General features: G+C 68.2%; 19 protein-coding genes and 1 tRNA gene. 12 read left to right on the top strand and 8 right to left on the bottom strand.

The genetic code is table 11. From position 1 onward, the window contains the following. From ACWGL1_RS07275 to ACWGL1_RS07240, 8 genes are all read left to right on the top strand, one after another. Positions 1-1,407 carry a M28 family peptidase gene (locus ACWGL1_RS07275; RefSeq protein WP_452111615.1) on the top strand — a complete coding sequence of 469 codons (1,407 nt, stop codon included), beginning with the start codon at positions 1-3 and terminating at the stop codon, positions 1,405-1,407. Positions 1,408-1,417: 10 nt separating this feature from the next. After that, positions 1,418-1,502, top strand: a tRNA-Leu gene (locus tag ACWGL1_RS07270). A 585-nt stretch (positions 1,503-2,087) separates the two neighbouring features. Beyond that, positions 2,088-3,791: a sodium:solute symporter family protein gene (locus ACWGL1_RS07265; RefSeq protein WP_291776858.1), complete on the top strand. Its 1,704-nt coding sequence runs from the start codon at positions 2,088-2,090 to the stop codon at positions 3,789-3,791. A 12-nt stretch (positions 3,792-3,803) separates the two neighbouring features. After that, a complete protein-coding gene (locus ACWGL1_RS07260; protein ID WP_291776856.1) occupies positions 3,804-3,935 on the top strand; it encodes a putative transporter small subunit in 132 nt (43 codons plus the stop codon). 111 nt (positions 3,936-4,046) lie between these two features. Then, positions 4,047-5,741, top strand: a complete 1,695-nt coding sequence (locus ACWGL1_RS07255; RefSeq protein WP_452111614.1) for an alkaline phosphatase family protein — start codon at positions 4,047-4,049, stop codon at positions 5,739-5,741. 158 nt (positions 5,742-5,899) lie between these two features. Beyond that, positions 5,900-7,366: a pyruvate kinase gene (gene pyk / locus ACWGL1_RS07250; RefSeq protein ID WP_291776852.1), complete on the top strand. Its 1,467-nt coding sequence runs from the start codon at positions 5,900-5,902 to the stop codon at positions 7,364-7,366. 9 nt (positions 7,367-7,375) lie between these two features. Next, positions 7,376-8,416 carry a DNA adenine methylase gene (locus ACWGL1_RS07245; protein WP_343828754.1) on the top strand — a complete coding sequence of 347 codons (1,041 nt, stop codon included), beginning with the start codon at positions 7,376-7,378 and terminating at the stop codon, positions 8,414-8,416. A gap of 111 nt (positions 8,417-8,527) precedes the next feature. Beyond that, the gene (locus ACWGL1_RS07240; protein WP_312219813.1) at positions 8,528-8,650 is read left to right on the top strand and encodes a hypothetical protein; all 123 of its coding nucleotides are present in this window, start codon (positions 8,528-8,530) and stop codon (positions 8,648-8,650) included. Positions 8,651-8,659: 9 nt separating this feature from the next. Here the strand turns inward: ACWGL1_RS07240 and ACWGL1_RS07235 are convergent, their stop codons facing one another. The 7 genes from ACWGL1_RS07235 to ACWGL1_RS07205 form a co-directional block, all read right to left on the bottom strand. Next, the gene (locus ACWGL1_RS07235) at positions 8,660-9,310 is read right to left on the bottom strand and encodes a ribonuclease HII (protein WP_452111613.1); all 651 of its coding nucleotides are present in this window, start codon (positions 9,308-9,310) and stop codon (positions 8,660-8,662) included. A 440-nt stretch (positions 9,311-9,750) separates the two neighbouring features. Further along, positions 9,751-10,356 (bottom strand): DNA-3-methyladenine glycosylase I, encoded by a 606-nt coding sequence (locus ACWGL1_RS07230; RefSeq protein ID WP_452111612.1) that lies wholly within the window; start codon positions 10,354-10,356, stop codon positions 9,751-9,753. An 86-nt stretch (positions 10,357-10,442) separates the two neighbouring features. Next, the gene (locus ACWGL1_RS07225) at positions 10,443-11,414 is read right to left on the bottom strand and encodes a TraB/GumN family protein (protein WP_452111611.1); all 972 of its coding nucleotides are present in this window, start codon (positions 11,412-11,414) and stop codon (positions 10,443-10,445) included. A 46-nt stretch (positions 11,415-11,460) separates the two neighbouring features. Beyond that, a complete protein-coding gene (locus tag ACWGL1_RS07220; protein ID WP_291776841.1) occupies positions 11,461-11,661 on the bottom strand; it encodes a helix-turn-helix transcriptional regulator in 201 nt (66 codons plus the stop codon). Continuing rightward, entirely contained in the window at positions 11,658-12,122 is a 465-nt protein-coding gene (locus ACWGL1_RS07215) for a hypothetical protein (RefSeq protein WP_291776839.1), read from the bottom strand. The genes ACWGL1_RS07220 and ACWGL1_RS07215 overlap by 4 nt, the downstream gene beginning before the upstream one ends. Positions 12,123-12,226: 104 nt before the next feature. After that, a complete protein-coding gene (gene ygfZ / locus ACWGL1_RS07210; RefSeq protein WP_452111610.1) occupies positions 12,227-13,021 on the bottom strand; it encodes a CAF17-like 4Fe-4S cluster assembly/insertion protein YgfZ in 795 nt (264 codons plus the stop codon). 119 nt (positions 13,022-13,140) lie between these two features. Beyond that, positions 13,141-13,521 carry a hypothetical protein gene (locus tag ACWGL1_RS07205; protein ID WP_291776835.1) on the bottom strand — a complete coding sequence of 127 codons (381 nt, stop codon included), beginning with the start codon at positions 13,519-13,521 and terminating at the stop codon, positions 13,141-13,143. Between the two features lie 246 nt (positions 13,522-13,767). On the opposite strand from ACWGL1_RS07205, the gene ACWGL1_RS07200 reads away from it, so the two are divergent. The 3 genes from ACWGL1_RS07200 to ACWGL1_RS07190 are packed head-to-tail and all read left to right on the top strand — an operon-like array spanning position 13,768 to position 16,255. Beyond that, positions 13,768-14,112: a hypothetical protein gene (locus ACWGL1_RS07200; protein WP_291776833.1), complete on the top strand. Its 345-nt coding sequence runs from the start codon at positions 13,768-13,770 to the stop codon at positions 14,110-14,112. Then, positions 14,113-14,793, top strand: a complete 681-nt coding sequence (locus tag ACWGL1_RS07195) for a response regulator transcription factor (protein ID WP_087141003.1) — start codon at positions 14,113-14,115, stop codon at positions 14,791-14,793. It begins immediately after the preceding gene. Between the two features lie 7 nt (positions 14,794-14,800). Next, positions 14,801-16,255: a sensor histidine kinase gene (locus ACWGL1_RS07190; RefSeq protein ID WP_291776827.1), complete on the top strand. Its 1,455-nt coding sequence runs from the start codon at positions 14,801-14,803 to the stop codon at positions 16,253-16,255. Between the two features lie 57 nt (positions 16,256-16,312). Here ACWGL1_RS07190 and ACWGL1_RS07185 read toward each other — a convergent pair whose 3' ends face one another. Continuing rightward, the gene (locus ACWGL1_RS07185) at positions 16,313-17,101 is read right to left on the bottom strand and encodes a phytanoyl-CoA dioxygenase family protein (RefSeq protein WP_452111609.1); all 789 of its coding nucleotides are present in this window, start codon (positions 17,099-17,101) and stop codon (positions 16,313-16,315) included. A 342-nt stretch (positions 17,102-17,443) separates the two neighbouring features. Between ACWGL1_RS07185 and ACWGL1_RS07180 the strand changes: the two genes are divergently transcribed. Further along, positions 17,444-18,802, top strand: a complete 1,359-nt coding sequence (locus tag ACWGL1_RS07180) for a hypothetical protein (protein ID WP_452111608.1) — start codon at positions 17,444-17,446, stop codon at positions 18,800-18,802. The last annotated feature ends 12 nt before the right edge of the window (positions 18,803-18,814 follow it).

The following is an 18,814-nucleotide window of genomic DNA, read 5'->3' as shown; positions in this document are numbered from 1 at the left end:
ATGGCCGTCAGCGCTGTGGCGCTCGGCCTGATCGCCACGCCGGTTCTGGCCCAGGACGCCGGGACCATCCGCGCCGCCGAACAGGTGCGCGACCAGGCGCTGAAGGGCAATATCGCCCTCGACTACGTCACCCAGATCACCACCCGCTTCGGCCCGCGCCCGGCGGGCTCTCGCGCCGAGCAGGACGCCTCCGCTTGGGCCGCCGACTACATGCGCGCCCACGGCTTCCAGAACGTCCGCATCGAGACCTTTCCCCTGATCGGCTGGGAGCGGGGCGAGGAAAGCGCCGAGATTCTGGGCGCCCGTCCCCAGAAACTGGTCGCCGCCGCCCTGGGCCACTCCATCGCCACCCCCGCCGAGGGAATTGAGGCGGACGTCGTCTTCTTCGACGGCCTCGACGCTCTGATGGCCGCGCCCGCCGGGTCGCTGACCGACAAGATCGCCGTGGTCGACGGCGGCCAGATGGTGCGGATGCAGGACGGCTCGGGCTACGGCCCCCTGTCGCGCCTGCGCAGCCAGGGGCCGTCCGAGGCCGCCCGGCGCGGCGCGGTCGCCTTCGTCATGCGCTCGGCCGGGTCGGATGAGCACCGGATGCCGCACACCGGCACCACCCGCTATGTCGAGGGCAAGGTGCCGCTGCCGTCCTTCGCCCTGAGCGCCCCGGACGCCGATCAGGTGGCGCGTCTGGTCGGCATGGGCGAGACGGTGCGCCTGCGCCTGAAATCCACTGCCCACACCTATGAGACGGTCAGCCAGAATGTGATCGGCGACATCGTCGGCGCCTCGCGTCCGGACGAGATCATCGTGCTGGGCTCGCACATGGACAGCTGGGACCTGGGCACCGGGGCCATCGACGATGCGGCGGGCGGCGCCATCACCCTGGCGGCGGCCAAGCTGATCGCCGAGCAGGGCCGACCGGCCCGTACGGTCCGTGTGGTCCTGTACGGCTCTGAAGAGGTCGCCCAGCCGACCGATCACGGCAACGGCGGCGGCGCCTATGTCCGCAACATCGGCGCGGGTGTCGAGAAGCACGTCGTCGCCGGCGAGAGCGATTTCGGCGCCGACCGCGTCTACGCCCTGGGCCTGCCGCCCGGTTCGCAGAACACGGACTTCGCCAAGATCGCCCTGCGGGTCCTGCATCCGCTGGGCGTGCTGCCGGGCGAGGCGGAGCTGTTCGGCGGCGTCGACATCGGCCCGCTGGCCCAGGCGGGCGTTCCGGTCTTCGGCCTGCGCCAGGACGGCACGCGCTATTTCGACCTGCACCACACGGCCGACGACACTCTGGACAAGATCGATCCGGCCCAGATGACCCAGAACGTCGCCGCTTGGGCGGCCCTGGTGCGCCTGATCGCCGATTCAGATGTGGACTTCCGGGCCGCTCGTGCGGCACGGGAGGCGAAGCGCTGAGGTGCACGCCGCGAGCGTGGCGGAACTGGTAGACGCAAGCGACTTAAAATCGCTCGACTTCGGTCGTGCGGGTTCGATTCCCGCCGCTCGCACCAATATCGGCCGGACGTGATCCGGCTCTGCCCATAAGACGACTGCGTCTATGAGGCCGTTTCAGCGCCTGCGTTCGTGAACGCAGGCGTTTTGCGTATTCGATCGGGCCTGGGGCGGCGCCGCAAGCCTGCGGGGGCGTCGCTCTGCCGACGCTGGATGAATACAGCTTTCGTCATTTGCCGAATTCTTCATGCTGATTTGGTATTCATTGCGATAAAAGTATAGATTCTCATGAATATGATTTGAATCGATATTCAATGCCTTTTAGATCGTGATGAATGATCGTGAGTTTCTTCTCCTTTCATTTTAGTGAAATGAGCCGAATTTCTGTCAAGCCTATCGCATTGCACAAAAACTTTATCTCGGCTTTGCCGTTGGTGTATTAAGGTCTCTTCTCGTGGCTTGAGGGGTTTGGCCGCGCCGGCGCGCTCGACGCGCCTTTCATTGCGCCGGGCATTCATGTCGGGCGCGAACGCAACCGTGACATTCCGTCTGCCTGCGCCTGTGGCGCGGCGGCGTCTTTGCGGCTGCGCGGATGGCGGGCCGGGGGCTCGCCGGAAGTAGAAGAGACAGGAGCGCAGGCGCGCGTGGACGACGTACAACTTCAACAATTGGGCGGGCCGCTGACGGTCGGCCTGCTGGTGCTGTTTTTCGGCCTGACCATGCTGATTTCTCTGAGGATCAGCCGACGCAAGGAAAACGCTGACGCCTATATGACGGCCGGCAACGGCATCGGTCTGGGCGTCTCAGCCGCTTCGATGACGGCGACCTGGATCTGGGCGGCGTCGATGTACGCTTCGGCCACCTCCGGCTACGTCTACGGCATATCGGGGCCGATCCACTATGGGCTGTGGGGGGCGTTGATGATCCTGTTCATCTACCCCTATGGCCGCCGCATCCGCGCCGTGGCGCCGCGCGCCCACACCCTGGCCGAGGTCATGTACGCCCGGCACGGTCGTTCCAGCCAACTGATGCTGGCGGGGTCCAATATCCTGGGCAGCGTCATCAGCCTGACGTCCAACTTCATCGCCGGCGGCGCCCTGATCGCCATGCTGTCGCCGTTCAGCTTCAGCCAGGGCATCGTCGTCATCGCGGGCGGGGTGCTGCTTTACACCCTGTGGTCGGGGTTCCGGGCCTCGGTGCTGACCGACTTCATTCAGGTGTGCGCCATGCTGGGCGCCGTGGTGGTGGTCATCCCGGCCATCTTCTTCGCCATGGGCGGCCCGGCCGTCTTTGTTGAGGGCGCGTCCAACCTGACGCCCCAGCAGACCAGCTTCTTCTCGTCCGACGCCTTCCTGAACCAGGGCGCGCCCTATATCGCCGCCGTCCTGGCCTACGCCATCGGCAACCAGACCATCGCCCAGCGCCTGTTCGCCGTGCGCGAGGACCTGATCAAGCCGACCTTCATCACCGCCACCATCGGCTATGGGGCGACCATCATCGGCATCGGCATGCTGGGCGTCGTGGCCCTGTATGCCGGGATCAATCCGATGGAGGGCGACCTCAACAACCTGATCCCGCAACTGGCCGGGACCTATTTCGGGCCGGTGTTGCTGAGCATCTTCTTCATCATGATCATCGGCTCCCTGGCCTCGACGGCGGACTCCGATCTGTCGGCCCTCTCGTCGATCATGATGGCCGACGTCTATGGCCGGGCGGGCAAGCGCAAGGCCGATCCGCGCCTGATGCTGACCGTGGGGCGGTCGACCATGGTCATCGCCACCGGCGCGGCCCTCTATTTCGCCGGAGCCCGCATGAACATCCTGGACCTGCTGGTCCTGGTCGGCGCCATCTGGGGCGCGCTGGTCTTCCCCGTCATCGCCAGCTTCTATTGGGAGAAGGTGACCAACAAGGCCTTCACCGTCTCGGTGCTGGCGGCGCTGGCGCTCTTCTTCCCCGTGCGGTTCGGCTGGATCCCGATGGACGGCGCGGTCGGCTATGTCTTCGATGTGATCGCCGTGGTCGGCGTCGGCGTGGTCGCGGGCCTGATGACCTTCGGCTTCTTCGGCGCGCGCCCGGCGCGGATCGTCGGGGTGATCGCCGCCCTGGTCGTCGCGCCCTTCGCCATCGGCTTCCTGCATGACTACGCCGTGCTGAGCGGCTCGCTGATCGCCTATGCCGTCAGCACCGTGGTCTGCACCGTCATGTCCCTGTCCAACCGGACGGGCTTCGACTTCTCGCGCATCGCCCGCATGACCGGGGACTTCGACGTGGAGGAAGGCGAAGACCTTGCGACCGCGCCGGCGCGCGCAGCGATCGGCGCCGAACAACAGCTTCCTCAATCCCGCTAACAGGAGATCGCCATGAGCGCCTTTTGGCTCACCGCCTATGTTCTGATGTGGCCCGTCATCGTCGCGGGCGTGCTCGCCTTCATCGCCCGCGCCTTCTTCCGGGAGTGGCTGGAGGCCCGCCGGCGCGGCGAGCCGATGATTTGAAGTCCCGAGGGAGGCTGCGGCCTCCCTCTTTTTTCATGGCCGCGCTGTCTTGGCCCCGTCATGGCGGCGGCGTAGGGGTTCGATGACTTTATGCTTCGCTTGGTGTTTCCGATGATCCGCAGCCGCCTTCTCGCCTCCGCCCTGGGCCTGACCTTGGGCCTCGTCGCCGTGAACGCAGCCGCGCAGGCGACGGAGACGGCGGCCCAGCCCGCGATCACGGCGCCGGCGGCCGAACGGGCCTCGCCCTCGCTGATCGTCACCGTGGTGGTCGACCAGTTGAGCGCCAATCTGTTCAATCAGTACCGCAGCCAGTTCACCGGCGGGCTGAAGACCCTGGCTGATCAGGGCATGGTCTCGATCAACGGTTATCAGGCCCACGGCGTAACGGTGACTTGCGCTGGGCACTCGACCGTCCTGACCGGCGCCCATCCGGCGCGCAGCGGCATTCCGGCCAACGACTGGATCGACACGACGACGGGCAAGGAAACCTATTGCCTGGCCGCGCCGCAGAACACCCTGGCCCACGGCAAGAACACCGACAACGGCCCGGTCGGCCCCGAACAGCTGAGCGCCTCGACCCTGGGCGACTGGCTGAAGGCCGTCAGCCCGGAAAGCCGCGTCTACGGCGTGTCGGGCAAGGATCGCGGCGCCATCAACCTGGCCGGGCACAAGGCGGACGGCGCCTTCTGGCTGACGGACAATTTCGGCTTCACCACCTATGTCGAGCCGGGCCAGTCGGCTGAGGCGCGTCTGGCCCCGGTGACGGCCCTAAACGCCCGCATGATCGACCGCTTCACGCGAGAGGCGCCCAGCTGGACCTATTCCAACGCCGCCTGCCGTCGTCTGGAAGGGCGGTGGACCATCGCGGGCCAGACCTTCGATTCCAAGGTGCCGCCGGCCGACTTCCGCCTCGACAACTCGCCCATCCTGGACGAGCTGACGATCGAAGGCGCGATCGAACTGCTGGACAGCCAGCAACTGGGCCGTCGCGGCGTCACGGACATGCTGGGCGTCAGCCTGTCGGCCACGGACCGGATCGGCCACAGCTACGGCACCCAGGGGCCGGAGATGTGCGAGCAGATGCTGCGTCTGGACGCGGCGCTGGGCGTTTTCCTGGACAGGCTGTCGACCATTCCGGGCGGCGCCATCGTCGTTCTGACGGCCGACCACGGCGGTTCGGACTTTCCCGAGCGTTCGGCGGTCGAGGGCTATCCGGACGCCGGCCGAGTGGACCGCGCCCTGCAACCGCGCGTCAACGCGGCGCTGAAGGCCCGCTTCGGTCTGGACGCCGATCCGGTGGTGTCCTCGGCGGGGGGCTTCGTCATCGTCGACAAGGACCGCAAGTCGCTGGCCGAGCCGCTGCGTTCGCAGGTTCTGGCCGCGGCGATCGAGCTGCTGAACGGCGAGCCGCAAGTGGCCCTGGCCGTCGCCCGCGACGAACTGCTGGCCGAGCCGGTTCCGGCCTCCGACAATCCAGAGGAGCTGTCATTGCGCCAGCGCCTGCGCCTGTCGGCCGTGGCGGGCCGTTCGCCCGACATCCTGCGCGCCTGGCAGTCGGGCCTGACCGGCCAGGGCCGCGTTGGCGGCGCCATCTCCAGCCACGGTTCGCCCTGGGATTACGACCGCCGCGTGCCCATCGTCTTCTGGTGGCCGGGCGCCGAGGGGCAGGAGCGCTTCCTGCCAATGCGCACCATCGACATCGCCCCGACCCTGGCCAATCTGATCGGAGTCAAGCCGGACGCCCCGATCGACGGCCGCTGCATGGATCTGCCCCAGTTCGCCAAGGGCCGCTGCGAGACGAAGTAGGCCGGAGCGCGGCCGTAACTTCGTGTTTCGCGGTCATAAACTCGTGTTTCCGCGCCGGGGGCCGCTCTTACGCCTCCCGCGTTTCATTGGCACAAAGGGCTGAGAAGCGCTTCTGAGGGGAGGCGCCGGCCGTCAGAGCCATAAGAGGAAACCCGTTCATGCAAAGAGCCCGCCGCGCGCGCATCGTCGCGACCCTTGGACCCGCCAGCCGCGCGCCGGGAACGGTCAAGGCGCTGGCCCAGGCGGGGGTGGATGTCTTTCGCCTGAACTTCAGCCACGGCTCGCACGACGACCACGCCGCCGCCTTCAAGGCCGTGCGCGGGGCCGAGATGGCCCTGAAGCGGCCGCTGGGCGTCTTGGCCGACCTGCAGGGGCCCAAGCTGCGCCTGGGCCGCTTCGCCGATGTCGAGATCGAGGTGAAGCCGGGCCACACGATGCGTTTCGACCTGAATCCGGCTCTCGGCGACGAGACGCGGGTGCAGATGCCGCATCCGGAGATCTTCAAGGCGTTGCGGCCCGGAATGCTGCTGCTGCTGGACGACGGCCGGGTGCGGCTGCGCGTGGGCGAGCGCACCGACGAATGGTGCGACGTCACGGTCGAGAGCGGCTCGAAACTGTCGGACCGCAAGGGGGTGGCGGTGCCCGAGGCGGTCATTCCGGTGTCGGCCCTGACGCCCAAGGATCGCGAGGACCTGGCCTTCGCGCTTCGTCTCGGCGTCGACTGGGTGGCCCTCAGCTTCGTGCAGAAGGCCGAGGACATGGCCGAGCTGAAGCAGATCGTCGACGGCCAGGCCGCCTGCCTGGCCAAGATCGAGAAGCCCCAGGCGCTGAACGACCTGGAGAGCATCCTCGACTACTGCGACGGCGTCATGGTCGCGCGCGGCGATCTGGGGGTCGAGATGGACCCCGAGGAAGTGCCGGTCGCCCAGAAGAAGATCCTGCGCGCCGCCCGCCAGCGCGGCGTGCCCGCCATCGTGGCGACCCAGATGCTGGAGTCGATGACCAGCGCCCCGGCCCCGACGCGCGCCGAGGCCTCGGACGTGGCCAACGCCGTCTATGAGGGCGCCGATGCCCTGATGCTGTCGGCCGAGACGGCGGCGGGCGACTATCCGCTGGAAGCGGTGACCATCATGAACCGAATCATGGAGCGGGTGGAGCGCGACCCCCTGTGGCCGGGCCTGATGGATGCCGATCATGCGGGCATGGACATTCACGACGTCGACGCCCTGGTCGCGGCGGCGCGAAAGGCGGCCGAGGCCTCCTCGACCGCCTGCATGGTCGTGTTCACCACCCTGGGCGGCACGGCGCGGCGGATGTCGCGCGAGCGGCCCCTGCAACCGGTCCTGGCCCTGACGCCCAAGCCGGAGACGGCGCGCCGCCTGGCCTTGGTCTGGGGCCTGGAGCCGCGTCTGGGCGACCAGCCGACCTCGCTGGAAGGCCTGACCGATGACGCCGTCGAGGCGGCCATGCTCTATGGCCTGGCCGAGCCGGGGCAGCGCATCCTGATCCTGGCGGGAACGCCTTTCGGCGCGCCCGGCGCGGCGAATCTGTTGCGTCTGGCCCATGCTCCGGCCCATGCTGCGCCCCGCAGCGGACAAGGGGCGAAGCGCGCCCGCAGGACCTGACGGGACGGAATGATCAAATACATCGGCTCAAAGCGCGCGCTTCTGGGCCAGGTGATCGGCGCGGTGCGAGCGGCTCAGCCGCAGGGCGGGACGGTCTGCGACCTATTCTCCGGCACCGCGCGCGTGGGCCATGCGCTGAAGCGCGAGGGGTTCCGCGTCTGGTCCAATGATCACAACGCCTATGCCCACGCCCTCGCCACAGCCTATGTCCAGGCTGATCGCGAGACCTGGGCCGAGCGAGCCGAGGCCGTGCTGGCCGAACTGCGCGCCGTGGCGCCTGCGCCGGGCTGGTTCACCAGGACCTATTGCGAGGAGGCCCGCTTCTTCCATCCCGACAACGGCGCCCGCATCGACGCCATGCGCGAGCGGATCGAGGCCATGGGGCTGGAGCCCGAGTTGAAGGCGGTGGCTCTGGTCGCCCTGATGGAGGCGGCCGACCGGGTGGATTCCACGGCGGGCCTGCAGATGGCCTTTATGAAGCAGTGGGCGCCGCGCGCGCTGAAGCCGCTGGAGCTGCGCCTGCCGGACCTGTTGCCGGGCGTGGCGGCGGGGCCCTGCCTCGCCACCCAAGGCGACGCGGTCGAGATGGCGGCCGAGGTCGAGGCGGACCTCGTCTATCTGGACCCGCCCTATAATCAGCACTCCTACCTCGGCAACTACCACTGCTGGGAAAGCCTGGTGCTGTGGGACAAGCCGGAAACCTATGGCGTGGCGCGCAAGCGGGTCGATGTGAAGACGCGCAAGTCCGCCTTCAATTCCAAGCCCGGCATCGGCCCGGCCCTGCAGACCGTCATCGAGCGGCTGAGGGCGCCGAACCTGATCGTCAGCTTCAACGACGAGGGCTATCTGACCCGCGACGACCTGACCGCCATGCTGTCGGCGCGCGGCCATGTGCAGGTGGTCGAGATTCCGCGTCCCCGCTACGTCGGCGCCCGCATCGGCATCCACAATCTGAAGGGCCAGAAGGTGGGTTCGGTCGGTCGGCTGAGAAATGTGGAATATCTCTTCGTGGTCACCCAGCAACCCGTGGAGTTGCCGGTCGCGGCGTGACGGGAACGAAAGACGGGCGCTCGCCGTTTTGGCCGTATGCGTACGCTTTCCGGTCTTCCTCCCGCCGCTTCTCGCTTTGATTCCCGAGGTTTCGACGCCCGAGGCGAGACCTTGCGTCCGGCCCGTCCGTCGCTTCGGCGCGGCCGCGGGCTGGACAATTGGACCATCCTGCTGATCGGCGCGATCGTGGCCGGCCTGATGGGGATGCTGCTGGGCGGCGCCCTGTCGGTCTGAGTCTTCCGCCTAGGCCGCGTCCAGCAGGGCCTTGATCGGCGCCCAGCTGCGCCGGTGTGCGGGGCAGGGACCCAGCGTCTGCAAGGCCTTCTGGTGGATCGGCGCGTTGTAGCCCTTGTGGCTGGCGAAGCCGTAGCCGGGATAGACCGTATCCATCTCGATCATCAGCCGATCGCGCGCCGTCTTGGCCAGGATCGACGCCGCCGCGATGGACAGGGACAGGCTGTCGCCCTTGACCACCGGGGTCACGGCGCACGGCAGCTTGAAGCGATAGTTGCCGTCCACCAGGGCGTGCGCCGGCGGATGGGCCAGGGCCTCGACCGCCCGCCGCATGGCCAGGCCGGTGGCGTGCAGGATGTTCAGCTCATCGATCTCCTCGACCGAGGCGAAGCCGACGCCCCAGGCCAGGGCGCGGCTCTTGATCTCGACCTCCAGCGCCGTGCGGCGCTTTTCCGTCAGGGCCTTGGAGTCGTCGATGCCCGACGGCAGGTCGTCGGCGTTCAGGATCACCGCCGCCGCCGACACCGGCCCGGCCCACGGCCCGCGCCCGGCCTCATCCACCCCGCAGACGTGACCGTTCCAGGTCGCACGCGCCTCCAACTCCAGCATCAGGGTGGGCAAGGGGCGGTCGGTCTTGGCGGGAGCGGTACGCGCGAGCATAGGGCGTCAGTGCCACGAACCGGGGCACGGGGGAAGGCGGTCGTCTCGTCTGTTGTGTTGCGAGACGCGGCTGTGTCGAGTGTCGGCTAAGGGTGGGGAGCTGCCGTTCAGCGGAAGCGCCGAAAGAACCTGTGGGCCCCATAAAAGAATCCGGCACCGAGGGCAAAGATTGCCGCTGCGGCGATGAACCAGAACGGACTTCCGCTACCTTCGGCACCGGGAAGAAAGCTGGCCAGAAATGAGATTAAGCAGACAATCGCGGCGAACATGGACAGTCCGGCAGGCAGCAAGACAAACGTGCTTGAGCCGCGCGGCGGCCGAAAGCGCAACTTAAGCTTGGACCTAGGGTCGTTGTAATCTGGCGCTGGCATCCACCGATAATGCTTTTCCGAATGGATGTCCGCAACGGGTTGAAAGCCGCCAACTGCAGGTGGCGGAGATCAGACGTTGGGATATTCACCAAGCTGAACTTCTCCATGCCGGAAGCACGTCGTCTGGTGGTCGTTCACCATGCCCACCGCCTGCATGAAGGCGTAGGTGATGACCGGCCCGCAGAACTTGAAACCGCGCGCCTTCAAGGCCTTGGCCATGGCGAGGCTTTCGGCGGTCTGGGTCGGGGCCTCGCGGAAATAGCCCCACTGGTTCACCAGCGGTTTGTCGCCGACGAAGGACCATAGCCAGGCCGAGAAGTCCTCGCCCTTGTCGCGCATGTCCAGCCAGATTCGGGCGCCGCTGACGGCCGCGTCGATCTTGGCGCCCGAGCGGATGATGCGCGGGTCGGCCAGCAGGCGCGCGCGGTCGGCCTCGCCGTAGCGGGCGACGATTTCGGGATCGAAGCCGTCGAAGGCGTCGCGCATCCCCTCGCGCTTTCGCAGGATGGTGATCCAGGCCAGTCCGGCCTGAAACCCGTCCAGCACCAGCTTCTCCCACAGGGCGCGGGGATCGTATTCCGGCACGCCCCATTCGGTGTCGTGATAGGCGATGTAGAGCGGGTCCGTCGTCCCGCACCAGCCACAGCGCCCTTCAGCCTTTTCGGATTCGGTCATGGCGCGATGTTGCTGGAATGTTCTGGAGGCGCAAGCGAAAAGGCCCGGCGTTTCCGCCGGGCCTTCATGGGATGCTGCAGGGCGTCCTACAGCCGCTCGACCGTGAACCCGCGCGCGGTCAGCATGTCGATCACGCTGTCCTGATCCATCAGATGGGCGGCGCCGACGGCGACGAAGGCCGTGCCCGAGCCCTTCATCATCGTCTCGATCTGGTTGGTCCAGTCGGCGTTGCGATCGATCAGGGCGGCGCGGTGGATGTCTTCATGCACATTGCGGGTGTTGGCGCGGTTGAGGCGGCCCGTTTCGGCGGCGTCGCCCTCCAACCAGGCGGTCACGGTTCCATCCAGGTTGGCGACGATGCGATCGGTGTTGCGGACATAATGGTTCAGATAGGCCACCTGGGCTTCTTCGCTCATGCCCGCGATCAGACGCACCTGGATGTCGGCGGTCTCGAAGCCGTGCAGCGTCTTGCCCTGGGCTCTGGCGCGATCCATCAGCGTCTTGTCGACGCCCGCCTCGGGCCGATAGCCCGCATCGGTCGGGCCGGACATGGAGATCATGAAGGCCGCCAGCCAGGGACGATAGGCGTCCAGGGCCGCGCCCGACGCGCCGTTGGCCTGGGCGATCTTGTCGAAGGCGGCGAAGTCCTCAGCCGACAGGACGGACGACAGTGGGCGGGACGGGTCGACGCCGTACTGCTGGATCACCGGCATGACGACGGCCTGGTCGTCCTGATCGGCGATCTCGACCCAGATGTCCGAGGCGCTGGCGAAGGCGGCGTCCACCTTGTCGGAGCCCCAGGCCGTGCCGGGACGCAACAGATGCACTGTGCCGAACAGATAGACGGTGGAGTCCGCATCCTTGACCACCCACAGCGGCGGGCCGGCGCCCTCGGCGCGGGGGATGGGGGCGACGGCCGGGACAGGGATCGTCGGTTCGGCGTGTGCGGCGCCGGGCGCGGCGGCCAAGGCGGCGGAGGCGGCCAGCGCCGCCAGAAGGCCGGCGGCGAAGCGCGAGACATGGTTGGCCGATTGGCCCATGCGGTGAGCGAGGGTCATTGCAAAGTCCTTGGTTTTGAGAGGCTTGTCTGAAGGAAGGGGGCGATCAGGCGATGAAGATGGCTTCGATCGGCCGGCCGAACAGGCGGGATATGCGGAAGGCGAGGGGCAGGGACGGGTCGTAGCGACCCTTCTCCAGCGCCTGGATGGTCTGGCGCGAGACGCCGAGGCGTTCGGCCAGGTCAGCCTGGGTCCAGTCGCGCTCGGCGCGGAAGACCTTGAGGCGGTTGATGAAGGCGCTGGTCATCGGCGGGCGATCCACCAGCCGCACCAGGCGATCCCGTAGCCGACGGCCTGGGCGGCGAAGACGGCGGCGACGCCCAGGGCGATCAGGGCGGCATCCGTGTGGGGCAGGGCGGCGGGCAACAGGTTCACGCCGGCCAGGGCGGCGATGACAACGGCCGCGCCGCCGGCGACGAGGCCCAGGTTGCCGCCCCACCACCAGGCCCACTTGTGGGCTTCCCTGGCGGCCTCATCCAGGGCGCGCCACCAGTAGAGGGTGTGCAGGGCCAGGAAGACGGCCAGTCCGGCGGCCAGGACGACGACGCCGATCGACGGCGCGCGGCCCCAGGCTTCGGGCCAGAACGGCGTGGCGGCGGTAGCGCTGACCCCGACCACGGTCAGAGCGCACAGGCCGACGGTCAGGTCGTCCATCGTCTTCTTGTTGCGGGCGGCGGCTGCGCCGACGGTGATGATCTCGGTGTTCATGACAAGCTCCCCTGTCGTGTTGACAAGTGAGCTTTACCAACGATGTCGCGTTTACGTCAAGCAACTTTTACATCACGACAAGCAGATTTTCCGTTTTGCCGGATTTAGCCTTGCAAATCAGGGATCCAGTCAGGCTTCTCGACCCGCACGGGGCGGCCCTCGACGGTCAGGTCGCCGTCCATGCGGTCCAGCCGCATCAGGGCGATGGCGCGTCCCTCGGCGCCGGTCATGACTTCGCCCGCCCGCAGGTCTCCCTTCAGCACCTCGGCGCCGCGCTCGGGGGCGGGGCCGTCGAAGGCGATGGCCATCATGCGGTTCTTGATCGTTCCGCGCCGCTTCATGCGCGAGGTCGTCTCCTGGCCGATGAAGCAGCCCTTGTGGAAGTCGATGCCGTTCAGCAGGTCGAAGTCCGCCTCGATCGGATAGGTCTTGTCCATCAGGGCGTCCTGGGTCGGATCGGGCACGCCCAGGGCCAGGCGGCGGGCCTGCCAGTCGCTCTCGGCGGCGTCGATCTCGCTCTCATCGCCCCAGCGTCGGCCGCCCAGCGCGGACAGGCGGGGATCGGGGACGAAGCCGTCGGCGACATCCGTCCCCCAGGCGACGAAGACGGCGTCGGGGATGGGCATGATCTCGACCTGGGCGCGCAGCCTGTAGAGCGTCAGTCGCTGCATCAGGGCGTCGCGCCGCTCGGCCGCGACATCCAGGATGACGCCGTCTTCCTCGCCCCAGAGGAACAGATCGAACAGCAGCCGCCCCGGTGGCGACAGCAGGGCGCCGAAGCGAAGCTCGCCCGGCTGCAGGGTCTCCACGTCCTGGGTCAGAAGATTGTGCAGGAAGGGGCGGGCGTCGGGGCCGCTGACGCGGATCAGGGCGCGACTGTCGAGACGAGCGATGGACATGAGGTCAAGATAGGCAGGCGAGGCGACGTCCTCCAGTGCGGCAGGCCTCTAAGGCGGGCGAATGCGAAAAAGGGCTGCGGAAGTCTTCCGCAGCCCTTCGCGATCAACGCTTGTCCAGCTTACCAGCGGCGGCCGTTGTGGTCCCGGCGCTCATAGCGGACCTTGGCCGACAGGGCGTCGTAGCGGCGATCCAGCTCCATGCGCTCCCGGCGGTTCAGGCCGTCGCGCTGATAGGCGCGCTCCAGCCGCACCAGCTGGTTCAGCTCGTTCTTCAGGCGGCTGGCCTCGCGGACGCTGAGCTGGCGGGTGCGGACGCCCTGGTCGATGCGGCGGTCCAGATTGTATTTGCGTTGGCTGATCGACTGCCAGCCGCCATGGTTCTGCTGATAGGCGGGGGCGTGGCGATAGGTTTGAGCGGCGGCCGGCAGGGCGGCGCCGAGTGCGGCGGCGGCCGTCGTCGCGGCCAGGACGGGGATCATCAGCGTTTTGAACTTGGCCATGGTCGGGCTCCTTTGACTGGACGCAACCGGCGGGCTGCGTTGACGTCAGATGACCCTCCTGCGCCTGAGCCGCGTCTGAACGACGCGTTTCAGATAGGGTTCATCAGGATGACATCGGCGTCATGCGCCTCCTTTTCTCTCGCCGGCATGCGACGGAGATTTCATCTCCCGACGTTCCTCTTTGGACTGAACGCCGATAGACTGCGTTCAGCCGCTGTTCAGAGGCACTGGTTTAAACCGCGATCCATGATGCGTATTCGAGCCCTTCTTTTGGCTGGCCTGATCGCCCTCGTCCCGTTGACGGACGCGGCGGCTCAGTCGCGCGGCCGCGACCGGGATCGCGATCAGGATCGCCGGGAGCAACCCCGCAGCTATCCGGGCCAGGGACTGCGCGACGCGCCGCGTCGCGACAGCGGCCCGCGCGCCAACCCCGGCGACGTAGCGCGCCGAGTCCAGTCGGGCCGTCCCGGTCGGATGCTGGGCGTGCGCGAGCGTGGCGACGACTATGTGGTGCGCTGGGAATATCCCGGCGGCCGCGTCTCGGATATCCAGGTCGACGGCCGTTCGGGCCGGGTTCGCGGGGACGACTGAATGCGGGTTCTACTTGTCGAGGACGACGTCGATCTGTCGCGCCAGTTGAAGACCGCCCTGACCGACGCCGGCTACGCCGTGGATCACGCGCCCGACGGCGAGGAAGCCTGGTTCCTGGGCGACACCGAACCCTATGACGTGGTGGTGCTGGATCTGGGCCTGCCCAAGATCGACGGCGTCTCGGTGCTGGAGCGCTGGCGCCGCGAAGGCAAGGCTACGCCGGTGCTGATCCTGACGGCGCGCGGCGCCTGGTCGGACAAGGTGGCGGGCTTTGACGCCGGGGCCGACGACTATCTGACCAAGCCCTTCCACACCGAGGAGTTGCTGGCGCGCCTGCGCGCCCTGCTGCGCCGCTCGGCCGGCCATGCTGCGGCGACGTTGAGCTGCGGCGGTCTGAGGCTAGACCCGCGCGCGGCGCGGGCCACGGTCAACGGCGAGCCGCTGCGCCTGACCAGTCTGGAATACCGCCTGCTGCACTATCTGATGATGCATCAGGGCCGGGTCATCAGCCGCACCGAACTGGTCGAACACCTCTACGATCAGGACTTCGATCGCGACTCCAACACCATCGAGGTCTTCGTCGGCCGCCTGCGCAAGAAGATCGGCGCCGACCGCATCGAGACCGTGCGCGGCCTGGGCTATCGCCTGTCGCCGCTGGCCGGCGAGAGCGACGCGGCCTGAGCGCCGCATGACGGACCCGTCCGAAGGTCAGTCCGAAGGCCTGTCCCAGCCTGATCGACGCCAATGGGGCCGGTGGTTCGGCCGGCCGGGCCGCTCGCTGACGCGGCGGCTGATCTGGCTGGCGGCGGCGTGGATTCTGATCGCCCTGGCGGCGGCGGCCCTCGTGCTGACCGCCGTCTTTCAGGAATCGGCCCTGCGCCGACTGGGCAATATCCTGAGCGACACCATCGACGAGGCCGTGGTCGCCGCGACCATCACGCCCGAGGGCGAGGTTTTCGTCGGCGAGATTCAGGACGCCCGAACCCAGCGCCTGCTGTCCGGCAAATACTGGATGGTGGCCGAGCCTACGCCGCAGGGCGACCTGCAGGTCCTGGCGCGTTCGGCCTCCCTGGGGCCGGCTGAGCTGGAGTATGGCGCGGACCTGCTCAACCGCCTGCGCGCCGCCTTCGGCCAGACCATCAGCTACAACGCCGACGACGGCCCCAAGGGCGAGCCCTTGCGCATCGCCGCCAGCATGAAGCAACTGCCCGGACGCGACCGGCCGGTGGTCTTCTTCGCCGGTATCGACCGCTCGGACGTCGACGCCGACACGCGCCAGTTCGCCACCGTCACCTGGATCGCCATGCTGTTGCTGGGGGCGGGGCTGGTCACGGCGGTCTTCATCCAGGTGCAGGTGGGGCTGCGCCCGCTCTACGACCTGAGGGACGAGATCGCCGACGTTCGCCAGGGCCGCTCGCACCGGGTCGGCGGCGTCTATCCGGTCGAGATCCAGCCCCTGGCCGAACAGGTCAACCGCCTGCTGGCGCATAATCAGGAGACGGTGGAGCGTCAGCGCACCCACGTCGGCAACCTGGCCCACGCCCTAAAGACGCCCCTGGCCGTCATGCTGGCCGAGGCCGGGACGAAGGAGGGACCGCTGCCGGATCTGATCCGCCGCCAGAGCAAGGTGATGCAGGACCAGGTCGACCATCACCTGCGCCGCGCCCGCGCCGCCGCCCGCGCCGCCCACGGCCTGGGCGAGCGCACGGACATAGGCGAGGTCCTGGACGAACTGGCGGTCATGCTGGAGCGGGTGTTCGAGGAGAAGGGCGTCGAGATCGACTGGCGGGCTCCCGACGGCCTGGCCTTCCTGGGCGAGCGCCAGGACCTGCAGGAGATCTTCGGCAATCTGATCGAGAACGCGGCCAAGTGGTGCAAGCGCCGCGTCCGCATCTCGGCCGGGCCGTCCACGCCGGGCCAGATGATCGCCGTGGTCGAGGACGACGGCCCCGGCCTGCCCGCCGACCAGCGCGACACGGCCCTGAAACGCGGCACGCGCATGGACGAGGACACGCCCGGCACGGGTCTGGGGCTGTCGATCGTCGACGAACTGACCCGCGCCTACGGCGGCCGCGTCACCCTGGGCGACAGCGCCATGGGCGGGCTGAAGGTGGTGTTGGAGCTGCCGGCGGCGGAGGGGTGAAGGCGCAGAGGTACGGAAGCGGACAGTCGGAGGGCTGCTAGGGTGGGAAGCGGCCAGTCACGTGGCCAATCCGCAGGCTCGGCGAATGGCGATTTGGACGGGTGAGGGTGGCGACGCCGGGTCGAACTCACCTCGGGGAAGCAGGGGTGGCTGGGCCATGAAGCGCGGTTCAGTTCCCAGGTGCCTCTGTGCCGCATGGACGAGGAAGGGGTGGCACAGGAACACCGTGCCTGCAGGACCTGTCGCCAGGCTGACCGGGCAACCGCTGGTGGAGACAAAGTCGTCTGCCGCCAGCTGCCGCAGGGATGCACCCCGCTCACCGTAAGGCAGAAGCTCGCGTGCGATTACGGTGTGTGATCCTCGTCGTATGCGGGTCGGCGCGTCTTCTTCACCGACGTCCGACAGCAGGAAGAGCATCAGAAGCGCCCGTCCGCTGCTCTTGATATTGGCTCTCCATTCCATGAAGTCCGGTGAGTCGCCGAAGCTCATGTCGATGTGCCAGCCGTCGTCTCCCGCCGACTCCGGCGATGGAAAGCGTATCGGAAAGGTCCCGAGACCTAGTGGGGGAAGCCAGCGCCCGGCGCTAACCAGCTGATCGTAGGCCCGATGCAGCCGTGGCGTATTGGCCGCTTGGACAAAGGGCTCGGACGATTTTGACGCGACCCGGATCACCGGCCGTGTCCACCCTTTGGGGGCATGGGGTGACAGGCCGATTTCCGACCACAGCTCGTCACGGCACCGGGCCGCGAGATCGGCGCTGAACGCGTTGTCGAGTCTGACGAAGCCGTCGCCGATGAAGTCCTGGATCTGACCGTCGGTCAGACCCTCATGCTCAAGATGAGGCACAGTTGTTCTCCCTGGCCCTTTCCGGCCGAAAAATGATCTGAGCGGCGCATACGGGCGCCGGCGCGAGTCGCCTCAGATCAGCGGGAAATGGTTGGCCTTCATCATCATCGCTCCCATTTTGCATCCAGCGGGGACAGCGGCAAGGCCAGAACCGGCAAAGGCGCGGAGCAACGTCCGCAACGGTCGCGACGAGACGTTTATTATAGGGACGAGAACCCTCATTCGGCTGGAAGGGCGATCGGGCTCGGCCGCAGATCCAGCGCGTCCTAAAATCCCCTGTTAACCCGCAGCGGGGCACCCTCGGCGTCTTGGCCGGGAATAGGTTCGGTCGGAGGAGTGGGGATGGCGGACCTGTCGGTCGCCCAGAGGGCCGCCCTGGCCCAGCTGATCGAACGGTGTCCGGACCGGGTCCTGTCGCAGCTTTCGGGGCTGGCGGGGACGATGGCGGGGGACCGGTCGGCGGCCTTGCGCGACATGATCGAGGTCGAGGCGCTGGACCGGCGACGCCGGAACATCGCCTTCGGACCCCTGCTGCCCATGTTCCAGCCGCGCGCCGACGGTCTGCCGGGGGTCGGCTTTCCGCCTGTCGTGCTGGGACGGTTGTGGCGCAGCGCCACCCGCAATGAGCCGGAGCTTCTGCCTCAACTGGACCGGGACGATGACCTGTCGCGCATGATCGCGGACCGTCTGTGCCTCAGCGCCGCCTTCGCCCTGCGCGACCGGGCGGCCGAGGTCTGGCCGGAGGCTGCGTCGGAGCAGGCGACGACGCAGGCCCAGGAGCTGGCGGCCTGCCTCGACCTGGCGGCGACGGCGCGGCGGGCCTTGCCGCATCTGCCCGACTGGATCAATCGCTCCGGCCCCGAGGCGGCGGCCGAGTTGAAGCTGGCCCTGCGTCAGGCCGCCGGGATCGCGCCCGACGGCGCCAGCCGCCTGCTGGAGATCATCTTCGCCCATCTGGAGGATGCGCGGCTGATCCTGCGCATCGCCGCCCTGGCCGCGCCAGGCGGGCGGGAGCTGAGCGTCGAGACGGCTCTGGGCGAAAGCGAACTGGGCCTGTTCGTCGACCGCATCCTGTTGGCGCTGGCGCGGCGAGCCGCCCAGGCCGCCGCCTTCGACCCGACCGGGAGCGGGGCCGATCTGGACGCCTTCAAGGCCGATCTGGACTGGTGCGCCGAGACGCTGGCCGAGATCGACGTCGTCCTGCCGCTCAAGGCCGACAGCGCTTGGGGCAAGGCGGTGCGGCAGGCGCGGCTGAAGATGGCGCTCAGCCTGTCCGAACGTTTCAGCGCCGCCGAGCGGGCGGTGGACGCCGTCCTGCCGGTCGAGCGGACCGCCCTGGTCGGGCGCATGACGCGGCCGGCGCCTCGGCTGGACGGAGCGGTCGAGTCGGCCGCCGCCGATCGGGCGCGCGCCCTGGCGGCGCTGGTGGGGCTGGTGCGCGGTCCGGCGGCCGTGTTCGGCTGCGAGGCCGAGCGGCGCCAGACGGCCGAGGCCCTGACCGGCCGCCTCGCCGCCTGGGCCGATGAAGCGATGGAGCGGCTCAACGACGGCCTGGCCGCCGATGAGGCGGCGGCGCGCAAGCGCATCATCCTGACCGCCGAACTGTTGGGCCTGATCGGCGCGCGCGAGGCCGCCCGCACGGTGCGGCGGCGGTTGATGGCGTCAGGTGCGGCGTCGCGCGCCTCGCCTCCGGCCGCCTGATCCGCTACAGCG

It is taken from the genome of Brevundimonas sp. NPDC055812, assembly GCF_053616535.1.
The sequence above is the reverse complement of the archived record's forward strand: the minus strand, read 5'-3'. Positions and strand labels throughout refer to the sequence as shown.

Excerpts from the sequence above, each read along its gene's own strand:
- ACWGL1_RS07275 (WP_452111615.1), top strand. The coding sequence starts at position 1 with ATGGCCGTCAGCGCTGTGGCGCTCGGCCTGATCGCCACGCCGGTTCTG.
- ACWGL1_RS07260 (WP_291776856.1), top strand. The coding sequence starts at position 3,804 with ATGAGCGCCTTTTGGCTCACCGCCTATGTTCTGATGTGGCCCGTCATC.
- ACWGL1_RS07255 (WP_452111614.1), top strand. The coding sequence starts at position 4,047 with ATGATCCGCAGCCGCCTTCTCGCCTCCGCCCTGGGCCTGACCTTGGGC.
- pyk (WP_291776852.1), top strand. The coding sequence starts at position 5,900 with ATGCAAAGAGCCCGCCGCGCGCGCATCGTCGCGACCCTTGGACCCGCC.
- ACWGL1_RS07245 (WP_343828754.1), top strand. The coding sequence starts at position 7,376 with ATGATCAAATACATCGGCTCAAAGCGCGCGCTTCTGGGCCAGGTGATC.
- ACWGL1_RS07235 (WP_452111613.1), bottom strand. The coding sequence starts at position 9,310 with ATGCTCGCGCGTACCGCTCCCGCCAAGACCGACCGCCCCTTGCCCACC.
- ACWGL1_RS07230 (WP_452111612.1), bottom strand. The coding sequence starts at position 10,356 with ATGACCGAATCCGAAAAGGCTGAAGGGCGCTGTGGCTGGTGCGGGACG.
- ACWGL1_RS07225 (WP_452111611.1), bottom strand. The coding sequence starts at position 11,414 with ATGACCCTCGCTCACCGCATGGGCCAATCGGCCAACCATGTCTCGCGC.
- ACWGL1_RS07220 (WP_291776841.1), bottom strand. The coding sequence starts at position 11,661 with ATGACCAGCGCCTTCATCAACCGCCTCAAGGTCTTCCGCGCCGAGCGC.
- ACWGL1_RS07215 (WP_291776839.1), bottom strand. The coding sequence starts at position 12,122 with ATGAACACCGAGATCATCACCGTCGGCGCAGCCGCCGCCCGCAACAAG.
- ygfZ (WP_452111610.1), bottom strand. The coding sequence starts at position 13,021 with ATGTCCATCGCTCGTCTCGACAGTCGCGCCCTGATCCGCGTCAGCGGC.
- ACWGL1_RS07205 (WP_291776835.1), bottom strand. The coding sequence starts at position 13,521 with ATGGCCAAGTTCAAAACGCTGATGATCCCCGTCCTGGCCGCGACGACG.
- ACWGL1_RS07200 (WP_291776833.1), top strand. The coding sequence starts at position 13,768 with ATGATGCGTATTCGAGCCCTTCTTTTGGCTGGCCTGATCGCCCTCGTC.
- ACWGL1_RS07195 (WP_087141003.1), top strand. The coding sequence starts at position 14,113 with ATGCGGGTTCTACTTGTCGAGGACGACGTCGATCTGTCGCGCCAGTTG.
- ACWGL1_RS07190 (WP_291776827.1), top strand. The coding sequence starts at position 14,801 with ATGACGGACCCGTCCGAAGGTCAGTCCGAAGGCCTGTCCCAGCCTGAT.
- ACWGL1_RS07180 (WP_452111608.1), top strand. The coding sequence starts at position 17,444 with ATGGCGGACCTGTCGGTCGCCCAGAGGGCCGCCCTGGCCCAGCTGATC.